Below are 9,774 nucleotides of genomic sequence, written 5' to 3'. Positions count from 1 at the left end.
AACCTTGTTACTCTTTTATGATTTAAATGTCGATATTAGGTTTAATCATACAGATCTTAATGTCAAAGATAGGTTTAGTATTACTTAGGGTGAGTATTATTAATTGTAGTAAAGGAGTAGTGTTTTATGTTTCCGTCAAGTTATAGTCAGCGCTCGGATATTGTGAGTGCCAATAAAGAAAAATCCTCATCATTTATCTTTGAGAAAAAACGAAAATTTATCAAGCTTCTTTCTTGCCATTCTAGTTATTTAACTTATAATCGTATGTATGTATGTATGTATGTATGTATGTATGTATGTCAAGTCCTGTTTTAGCATTATCAAATAAGACAAGCAATATTATTCATGGAACCCCTCCTTATTTAACATTTGATAATGGTCAAACAAAAAGCACAGATACTAAAGCCTTATCTTGGGTAAGTTATATAGAAAACGGCCGTGAAGTTAAACATAATAGGCCACCTGTGGATAATGATAATAACCCCTTATCTATTGCACTTCCCACTAATCTTGCAACTTTTGCTGATATAAAAACTATAGTGCCGGTTGATACTCCTATTGATGGTGATAAAATCCAGTCGATTGATTTTATCAAACTATTGCAAGCACCTTATAATTATGGTCGGGATGATGATGGTGATGTGATAAATTCAGGAACTGGTAAAATCCAAATGACAATTGTTAGTGCTACTGGTCAAAAAGTTGCCCGGACTGATGCTATTGATAAGTGTTTGGCGCCGTATAATATCAAGTTAAAAATTGAAAACAGTAGCATTCAAACTCAATATGGTGTTCCAAATACAGCAAAATTTAGTGATTTAGACGATAATTATATTCTCACTGTTGGTTCTAGTACCATTTATACTTGTTTTGTTCAACCGAAAACATTAACACAAAATAACGGTGTTTCTGGTCAGTGGGATTCAGATAAAAGTGCTTTTTTAGTCCAAAATGTTAATGATCCAGAATCTAACTTTCCTGCAACAGGCGCCAATGATCTTAGCTTTAGATTGATTGTTGCGGGGCTGACAAGTTATCGTCAACTTAGTTATAGCAAATCGCCTAACAGTTCTAATGTTGATTTAGAATTCAGTGCAACGCATAATGGGATATCCATAGTGAAGTTAAAAGGGCCAAACTCTAATTCTCCTTCATATAAAATGAGTTTTGTGCCAACACAATTTACTATTTATGCTGATCAAGCAAAAACTATTCCAATTTATCGTTTTAAATTGCGCCACTGGTTTATTCCTCAAGCGGATAGTAATGGTGCCGATATGGTAGAAAACAATTATAATAACGCAGAAAATTATTGTGCAAGCTTGCCAAATTATAGATTGCCAATTGTGTCAGATCTGACTAACGGTAACGTTCCTGGTTGGTGGGAGGGCGGCTATCCTGGAAATGGTAAAAAGAAAATTAGACAAATAAATGGTGGGTTGGCTTCAGAGTGGGGGGCTTTAACCGGTTATGGCGATGCTTGGACTGTATTTGCTTTTTGGACCAGTTCACCAACCCCAAGTCAAATTCCAAATCAACATTTTATTGTGGATGTAACAGGTGATGATATAAGTGGCACAAAAAATCAATTTACTCAAGTGGTTTGTGTTTCACCCTGAATAATATTTAAATCTGTATGTTTAAGGTATGGCTCTTTAAACAGAAATTATAAAAGGGAGCGGATTACGTTCCCTTTTTATTTGAATATATCATTTAATAATAAATTAATAATGCCGTCTGATTATTTAAATAAATTTGTTTAATCGTTTAAAAGTTGCTAATGGCAATATATCTAAATTAATAATCCTTAAATTAGGTAATTGAATCTTGTAACCTTATTTAAATTTTAACCATTAAAATAATACAAGATAAAATTCTCATACTCATTTTGGTGATAAAAATATTCAACTGGCCCAATTTTTATACTGAAACACAGGCGTTTTCTGAAAGATTTTGCAAAATTTCCTGTATTTTTATTAATAAATTGATTGTAAGTTAGTTTTTAATTTATGTTTCAAATAGTGATACTAAATCCATCTATTTAAAACGGTGAAATCGACTATGATTAAAAAACATACTTGCTTTTTTTTTAATCAGAGCTTATAACTATGGCTGATAAGCATTCGCTTATCTTAAATATACTGGAGGAGCTTATAATGGTACAAAAATTTGCTGCATACGGTAGTGATGTTTCAGCTGGCACTTATAAATGTGCTGACTGTGGATATATTTATTCCAACCAAAGTAAGAAATCGTTACCCCCTTGTCCGGATCATAATAAAAAACCACATAGTAAAAATGGTTGGTATATAGTTAGTGGGCAAGGAGATTCAGTTAAAGATCCTCATCCAAATAAAAAATAATTTTTGACTTTAAAAGGTAACACAATGTGTTACCTTTTTTGGTTTTAAGGTAAGATTAAAATAGTTAAAAATATACACATTATTAACTTTCAACTTAATAAAAAGTTATATAAAACTATGTTAGAATTTAAATGTGTTATCATTTCTAAAACTATAATAATGGAATTATAGATTTGTTAGATTAAGGTATTGATGATGAAGCAAGTGATTAAATTGGCAATTTTATTTTTGTGTTTTGCAATATTTTCAAATGTACATGCGTCTGAAACAGATAATGCTGCTGAGATTTCCAAAGCATTAGCTGATAGTGCAAAAAAATCTTTGTTAGGCGATGAAGGAAAGTTTCCTTTAAAAGTCAAATCAGATTATGAAATAACTAATATTTCAGCTAATCACAATAATGTTGTTTTTGAATATAAAATGCCTACTGATAGCAAAAATACCGCACTAAATGAATTTATAGAAAATGTTAGATTAGGAATAAAAGGTCAGTTTTGTGATAAACCAGACGTATTTAATGTATTAAATACATATGATATCGGCTTTATTTTTCAGTTTGAATTTAGTGATAAACGAAAAATTCCTGTCACATTATCAATAAAAGAAATTTGTCTATGATTGAATCATGAATGCAAATTTCCTCCCTTATTGAAGGGGCTGAAAACATAGCTTAATAGCAGTACGTTTTCTATTTGGCTATCATTTTTAATTAAATATAGGCTCGTGATTTTTTAATCCAGATAATTAAAAATATCGACCTACCAAAACTAAATAGATTATAAGCTAACCATAAACCCTGGTTTCCCCAGATTGGTACAGCAATGTATTGTGCTACAAACCAAACCAATAACGCCAATAGCATTGAGTCGCGTATTGATGTTGTATAACTGATTCCAGAAAAAACACCATAATAGATTAATCCACCCGATGCAACAATTGGAAAAATGATTAACCAATATTGATATTGAAGCGATAGCGTTATGATATTAGTTTGATTGGTTAATAACTTTATGATGGTTGTATCGAAGGTTAGCCAAATTGCAATTAAGATAATTGGGCAAATAATGCAGGCTTGTAGTGACCACCGTAAAGTTTGATTGTAAAGGTGGATATTTTTATTTCCTTTAGCTCGTCCACTGAAAACGCTGGAAGCATTAGCAAAACCGTCAAATAGATAAGCCATCATATAGTGAACTTGAAATAAAATGGCATTGGCGGCTAAAACTTCAGTATTGAACGTTGAACCAATAGAAATAAAGTGGTTAGTTACAATTAATAAGCAGATAGTCCGAATCATTAAATTAGTGTTTACTAGAATTACACCTTTTAATGATTGCCATGACAAAATAGATCTTAAATCCACTTTTTGTTCACTTTTAGGCAAATAACGGCAGGTAAACCAAATACCGACTAAAGTGCAACATATTTGTGCAATTAATGTTGCAAATGCTACGCCTTTAATGTCCCAATGACACCACCAAACAAAAATTACTGCCATCAAAATGTTGAGTAAATTAATAAACACTTGTAAAAACAGAACGGCTTTTATTTTGGATATCCCCATTAACCAGCCAACTAGGACATAATTAATCAGAACAAAAGGTGCCCCCCAAATTAATATAGAAAAATAGATATCAGCATAATGTTGAACATCTTGATTCGGTTTGATGATGTGCATTGAAGCAACAAAAATCAATTTTTGAAAAATTATAAATGCCAAACCTAAAAAGATTGCGATAAAAAGCGGCCGTATAAGAGACGATCTTAATAACAAACAATTATCCAACGCTTGCGCGGCAAAACCGGTGGTACTTACTCTTAAAAATCCAAATAACCAATAAATAGTATTAAATATTACTGTTCCTATCGCAATTCCAGCAATAAAAGCTGGATTGGGTAAATGACCGACTAAAGCCGTATCGACCACGCCAAGAAGAGGGGTAGTAATGGTTGATAAAATAAATGGAATAACTAATTTAATATAATCTTTAAACTGATATTGCAAATTTGATGTTGATGACATTGTTTAAAAACCTAAAATTGATTCAAGTAACAGTTTAGAATAAGGATTTTTAACTTGACTGAGTTGTTGTATTTTATCAACGTATTCCACGATTTCACCTTGATAAAAAAATGCAACTTTATCACAAAGATAAGTAATTGTAGTTAAATCATGCGTGATAAAGATACTGGTCAAATTTAGCTGTTTTTGTAGATCGGCAAGTAATGTTAAGATTTGGCTTTGAACAGAAATATCCAACGAGCTTACCGCTTCATCAAATAAAATAAATTGAGGCGAGCAAGCTATTGCTCTGGCAATGCATACACGCTGTAATTGACCTCCACTCATTTCGTGAGGAAACCGTTCATAAAAAGAATGGTCTAATCCAACTTGTTCTAATAACGCATTGATACGATGCTGACGTTCCTCTTTTGATAGCTTTTCGTAAATATCAAGTGGCTCAGCAATAATTTGGCCGACATTAAAGTATGGATTAACCGAAGAATTATAATCTTGAAATACCGCACTGATATTTTTGCGTATAGCTGCTTTATTCCATGTACGTTTGTTAATATCTTGCCCGCTAAAATAGATTTTGCCACTGTCAGGTTTCTCAAGGCCTAAAATCAGCTTTCCTAATGTACTTTTTCCGCTACCACTTTCACCAATAATACCAAGACACTCACCTTGTTTTAAATCGAATGATACATTTTTGATAATTGTGTTTTTTTTATGGCTAAATATACCAGGTTTCAAAAACGATTTTTTTACATTTACAACTTGCAATAACGGTGGCATCAAATTGTCTCCGAGATTAAATTTGGATTATTAGCATAAATAACCGTATTAAATTTATTCAATAATTGCTTGCGAGTATCAATCAGGTAACGAGTATATTCATGTTTGGGATGATAAAAAATCTGATCACGGCTGCCAGATTCAACAATTTTACCTTTATTCATTACGATAATATCATCGGCAATATGATGAATTACACCTAAATCGTGAGAAATAAAAATCATAGTCGTTTTAGATTTTATCTCTTCAAGCATTTTTAAAATATAAAACTGACTAATTGAATCTAATGCGGTTGTTGGTTCATCGGCAATAATAAGCTCTGGTTCAAGTACTAATGCCATACCAATCATTATGCGTTGTAACATACCACCACTTAACTGATGCGGGTATTTTTTATAAATCTCTTTGGCATTATCGAGCCCTATATTTTCAATCATCAATAAGGTTTTAGCAATAGCATCATTTTTATTGATAGTGAGATGAGCTTGAAGGGTTTCAACTACTTGTTTGCCAATACAATAAAGCGGATCAAAAGCAATCATAGGTTGTTGTAATATTATCGAAATAGCACTACCGCGAATTGGTCTTAATGTCTTTTCATTCTGTTTTAGCAGATCTAAAGTTGAATTAGCCTGTTTGAACAGGATTTGTCCTGTCACGCTAAAATAGGATTCTAATAAGCCGATGATTGCTTTGCAGGTTAAACTTTTACCGCTGCCACTTTCACCAACAATACCTAAACATTTATGATGATTGACGGTAAAAGATATATCATCAAGTAACTTGTTACCATTATTAAGCGTAACGGTCAGTTGCTTTACTGCTAACAATGGGCTACTCATGCTGTTTTTTCCTTAGGATCTAAGATATCTCGTAAACAATCACCTAACATATTAAATGCCGCTACAACAATTAAAATAGCTATACCAGGATAAACCATCTGCATAGGGTGCTGAGTCATTACGTTTTTTGCTTCACTTAACATTAGTCCCCATTCGGCAGTAGGTGCTTGGACGCCTAATCCTATAAAGGATAACGCTGAAATATTCAATATCACCCAGCCAGTGTCTAAGGTAGCCAATATAACTACTTCGGACATGACATTAGGCAATAAATGACGATAAATGATAAAAGAATGTGGTGCACCAATTGCTCGTGAAAAAAGGATATAGTTTTTTCTGCTATATTTAATTACTGAACTTCGGATCATTCGACTATACCAAGCCCATTTGACTACAATATTAGCAATAATAATGTTTTCAATACCCACACCTAAAACACCAACTATAGCTAAAATCATCACTTGGCTCGGAAATGACAACATGATGTCACAAAGACGCATAATACATTCGTCAAGTTTACCTCGTTGATAACCAGAAATAAGACCAATGATACTACCAACAATTATTGTGATAATCATGGTTAACAGAGATAAGAATAGGGTAGAACGGATACCATAAAGTAACCGAGAAAAAATATCACGTCCAAGGTGGTCACAACCAAGCCAATGCTCGCTCGATATAGCGGCATATTTTCGCACTATGCGAACTTTATTTGGATCAAAAGGTGCAATATAAGGCGCTAATATACCTAAAACAATTATTGTAATGATGATTAACAAACAAACTAAAGCGGTTTTATTGCTAATTACTTGCTTAATTAAATTCATACAGAGCCACCATTACTTCGTAATCGTGGATCTAACCATTGATGAATAACATCAACAATAAAGTTACATACTACAAATAAAATGGCCATAATTAATATGTAAGCCTGAATTACTGGATAGTCGCGATTCATAATAGCGGCTATACATAATCTTCCTAAGCCAGGCCAAGAAAATATATATTCGACAACAAAAGACCCTGCAATTAATTGTGGAATGGTCATACCTAATGCGGTAATTGTGGTATGTAGTGAATTGACTAATACATGCTTAAGAATGATTGTTCTCTCTTTCAAACCTCGACTACGGGCATAAAAGATCGAATAATTATGCATATTTTCCAGCATATTATTACGGATAAAACGAATATACGTTGAGATGTAAACAAACGATAAAGTTAACGTCGGTAAAATCAGGTTCTGCCAGGTTCCATACCCGTTGGTTGGCAATAGATCTAAATAAGTAGCAAACAGCCAAATAAATAGCAAACCTAACCAATAACTAGGCATTGCGGTACCTAAAAAAATAATAATTCGAACAATATGATCGAATGCTGAATTAGCAAAGATTGCACATAACACACCTAAAACTAAACTGACAATAAGTGTAAATAGAAATGACGACATTGCTAAAACTAATGTAGGAATTAAGCTACGGATAACTTCATCCCAAACTAATCTGTCACGATGAATAAACGAACGCCCAAAATCAAGATGTAAAACGTCATATAGCCAAGTAAAATATCGTTCAAAAAAAGGTTTATTTAATCCTAATTCCTGACGCATACTTTCAATAGCATCTGGGGTTGGCATTATTTCATTTAACCGTAAGGCAACTTCAGCAGGATCGGAAGGGGCTAGATTGATAAGCAAAAAAGCGATAAAAGAGATACCGAATAATATCGGTATCATCATCGTTAAACGTTTAACAATATAATTTAACATTATTGATCAAAAATATTTATGTACTAAAAATGCATTTTCTCAAATGGAATATCAAATTGAGAAGGCGCAAATTCAATTCCTTTTAAAGATTTAACAGCAATAGCCCGATTTCGTTCATAAGTTAATGGTATGTAAACCGCTTCATTATGTAATGTTTCAAGCACGTAACGGAAAAGATCTTGTCGCTCTTTTTCATCGGTTGAGATCAATGCTTTACTAATACTTGCATCGATTTGCGGTTTCTCTTTTAAGCCCTGTTGAGCCATATAGTCACCATAAACAGGTAGTTTCATACCGGATAAAAATGATTGTGGATCATATGGTGTACCCCATGAGATATCAAATACCATATCAAAATCACCCGCTTTTTGGCGATCACGATAACCTTGCTCTTCTTCACCGTGAATATTAAGCTTTAATCCAACTTGCTCAAACTCATCTTGCATATATTGAGCAATTGTTTTTTGTGAAGCGGTGTTACTATCATAATAAAGTGTGATTTCAAAAGGTTTGCCATCTTTCTGACGATAATTTTGGCCTTTAACTTTTACCCAACCCGCTTTATCAAGTAGCGTTTCGGCTAATTTAGTGTCATATACATAAGGTTTTAACCCAATATTAGCATAAGGAATATTGGTTGCCATTAAAGTATCAGCAGGTGCTTCACTATTATTGAAAATACCTTCTGAAATATCTTTTTTACTAATGATATGTTCAATCGCTTGGCGGACATTAACATCACTTAGTTGGTCACGAGTCGTGTTCATTAATACAATTCGACTAGATACAGGTTTAGACATTAAAGTCTGAAACTTATCCATTGTTGAAAAACGTTCAAATGAATCTGCATCAACCATATTTTTACCATAGATGAGATCGATTTCACCTTTTTCGAGTGCCATTAGTCGGCTTTGGTTATCAGCAATAACTTTCATGGTCACTTTATTGAGTAATGGTTTAGTTCCCCAATAAGTTGGATTAGCGTTAAACACTGCATATTGATCTTTCTTATGATCACCTAATACATAAGGGCCGGTACCAATGTAAGATTTAACGCCATTTTTAGTTTCACCATCAATCATAGAATTTGGTGAAATAAAGCGCATCGGTCGGGTTACGGCAATTTCAATCATAAAAGGGTAATAGGGTTCGGAAAGGTTAACTTGTAAGGTATAATCATCTACTGCTTTGATTTCAGTAATTAAGCGAACCATTTCAAGCCAAGTGTGACGAACTTTGTTTGATAACACGGCATCCCAATTCAGTTTTGCACTGTGCGCATCAAATTTTGCGCCATCACTAAATGTCACGTCTTTTCTTAGCTTGAACGTGTAAGTTTTACCTTCGTTAGTAATAGTCCAGCTTTCTGCAAGCCAAGGTGAAAAAGTGCCATCTTCGTTATAATGAACCAATGATTCATACAACATATTTTGAGCCCACATTTCACCGGAATAGAGATGAGGGTTTAAGTCACGAATATCACGAAAATTAGCAAAAGTTATATCATCTTTAGCAAAACAGTTAATACTAACGCTAGCTAAAACTAATGCTAAAAGTAGATTTTTTATACGAGTGAAATTAAAAAACATATTTAGTCCATTAATTTATTGGGATTAGGAGCGAGATAGTAACATAAATGAGAATGATAATAAATATCATCTATATGTTTTTTATAAAAAACATTTTATAAATCATGGCATTTATTTTATCAAATTCTATTAATTGATTTAAACTTAATTAAGTTTAAAGCATAAATAATGTTAACTCAATTAGTTAAAAATATAGCTTAAAACTTTTTAAAAGTCTTTATGAATAAACAAAAAATATAATAAAGTATTTAATTACCATTGTTTGGCAGCCTCAAAATTGAGTTTAGATTGATCTATCTAATTTTAATAGAGAAGAAAGAGAGAAAATCATTGCCAATATAAATCGCTAAATGGTGTCTGTTCTATGCCTCGTTAAATATTCAAACATTTATTATTGAATTGCTTTATAATA

General features: G+C 32.7%; 10 protein-coding genes. 4 read left to right on the top strand and 6 right to left on the bottom strand.

Features of this window, described 5'->3' with window-relative positions:
* The first annotated feature begins 126 nt into the window (after positions 1-126).
* The 4 genes from J3U27_RS10865 (at position 127) to J3U27_RS10850 (ending at position 2,981) form a co-directional block, all read left to right on the top strand.
* Positions 127-315 (top strand): hypothetical protein, encoded by a 189-nt coding sequence (locus J3U27_RS10865; RefSeq protein ID WP_267377448.1) that lies wholly within the window; start codon positions 127-129, stop codon positions 313-315.
* Positions 297-1,619 carry a hypothetical protein gene (locus J3U27_RS10860; protein WP_267377447.1) on the top strand — a complete coding sequence of 441 codons (1,323 nt, stop codon included), beginning with the start codon at positions 297-299 and terminating at the stop codon, positions 1,617-1,619. The genes J3U27_RS10865 and J3U27_RS10860 overlap by 19 nt, the downstream gene beginning before the upstream one ends.
* Before the next feature lie 537 nt (positions 1,620-2,156).
* On the top strand, positions 2,157-2,363 hold the full coding sequence (locus tag J3U27_RS10855) for a hypothetical protein (protein WP_065562090.1): 207 nt from the start codon (positions 2,157-2,159) through the stop codon (positions 2,361-2,363).
* A 195-nt stretch (positions 2,364-2,558) separates the two neighbouring features.
* Complete coding sequence (locus tag J3U27_RS10850; RefSeq protein ID WP_065734073.1) at positions 2,559-2,981, top strand: hypothetical protein; 423 nt, start codon at positions 2,559-2,561, stop codon at positions 2,979-2,981.
* A 91-nt stretch (positions 2,982-3,072) separates the two neighbouring features.
* Here the strand turns inward: J3U27_RS10850 and J3U27_RS10845 are convergent, their stop codons facing one another.
* The 6 genes from J3U27_RS10845 to nikA are packed head-to-tail and all read right to left on the bottom strand — an operon-like array spanning position 3,073 to position 9,362.
* Positions 3,073-4,386, bottom strand: a complete 1,314-nt coding sequence (locus J3U27_RS10845; RefSeq protein ID WP_065734074.1) for an MATE family efflux transporter — start codon at positions 4,384-4,386, stop codon at positions 3,073-3,075.
* Positions 4,387-4,389: 3 nt separating this feature from the next.
* Positions 4,390-5,163, bottom strand: a complete 774-nt coding sequence (locus J3U27_RS10840; RefSeq protein ID WP_267377445.1) for an ABC transporter ATP-binding protein — start codon at positions 5,161-5,163, stop codon at positions 4,390-4,392.
* The gene (locus tag J3U27_RS10835; protein ID WP_065734076.1) at positions 5,163-6,005 is read right to left on the bottom strand and encodes an ABC transporter ATP-binding protein; all 843 of its coding nucleotides are present in this window, start codon (positions 6,003-6,005) and stop codon (positions 5,163-5,165) included. The genes J3U27_RS10840 and J3U27_RS10835 overlap by 1 nt, the downstream gene beginning before the upstream one ends.
* Complete coding sequence (gene opp1C / locus J3U27_RS10830; RefSeq protein WP_267331899.1) at positions 6,002-6,832, bottom strand: nickel/cobalt ABC transporter permease; 831 nt, start codon at positions 6,830-6,832, stop codon at positions 6,002-6,004. The genes J3U27_RS10835 and opp1C overlap by 4 nt, the downstream gene beginning before the upstream one ends.
* Positions 6,829-7,773 (bottom strand): nickel/cobalt ABC transporter permease, encoded by a 945-nt coding sequence (gene opp1B, locus J3U27_RS10825; RefSeq protein WP_065734078.1) that lies wholly within the window; start codon positions 7,771-7,773, stop codon positions 6,829-6,831. The genes opp1C and opp1B overlap by 4 nt, the downstream gene beginning before the upstream one ends.
* Positions 7,774-7,796: 23 nt before the next feature.
* Positions 7,797-9,362 (bottom strand): nickel ABC transporter substrate-binding protein, encoded by a 1,566-nt coding sequence (gene nikA / locus J3U27_RS10820; protein WP_267331901.1) that lies wholly within the window; start codon positions 9,360-9,362, stop codon positions 7,797-7,799.
* Between the last annotated feature and the right edge of the window lie 412 nt (positions 9,363-9,774).

This window comes from Gilliamella sp. B2911, assembly GCF_026536965.1.
Taxonomy (GTDB): Bacteria; Pseudomonadota; Gammaproteobacteria; order Enterobacterales; family Orbaceae; genus Gilliamella; species Gilliamella apicola_E.
Note: the sequence above shows the minus strand (reverse complement) of the source record. Positions and strands in the feature narration are given on the sequence as shown.

Coding starts and splice junctions, on each gene's coding strand:
- J3U27_RS10835 (WP_065734076.1), bottom strand. CDS start 6,005: ATGAGTAGCCCATTGTTAGCAGTAAAGCAACTGACCGTTACGCTTAAT.
- nikA (WP_267331901.1), bottom strand. CDS start 9,362: ATGTTTTTTAATTTCACTCGTATAAAAAATCTACTTTTAGCATTAGTT.
- J3U27_RS10850 (WP_065734073.1), top strand. CDS start 2,559: ATGAAGCAAGTGATTAAATTGGCAATTTTATTTTTGTGTTTTGCAATA.
- J3U27_RS10865 (WP_267377448.1), top strand. CDS start 127: ATGTTTCCGTCAAGTTATAGTCAGCGCTCGGATATTGTGAGTGCCAAT.
- opp1C (WP_267331899.1), bottom strand. CDS start 6,832: ATGAATTTAATTAAGCAAGTAATTAGCAATAAAACCGCTTTAGTTTGT.
- J3U27_RS10845 (WP_065734074.1), bottom strand. CDS start 4,386: ATGTCATCAACATCAAATTTGCAATATCAGTTTAAAGATTATATTAAA.
- J3U27_RS10840 (WP_267377445.1), bottom strand. CDS start 5,163: ATGCCACCGTTATTGCAAGTTGTAAATGTAAAAAAATCGTTTTTGAAA.
- J3U27_RS10855 (WP_065562090.1), top strand. CDS start 2,157: ATGGTACAAAAATTTGCTGCATACGGTAGTGATGTTTCAGCTGGCACT.
- opp1B (WP_065734078.1), bottom strand. CDS start 7,773: ATGTTAAATTATATTGTTAAACGTTTAACGATGATGATACCGATATTA.
- J3U27_RS10860 (WP_267377447.1), top strand. CDS start 297: ATGTCAAGTCCTGTTTTAGCATTATCAAATAAGACAAGCAATATTATT.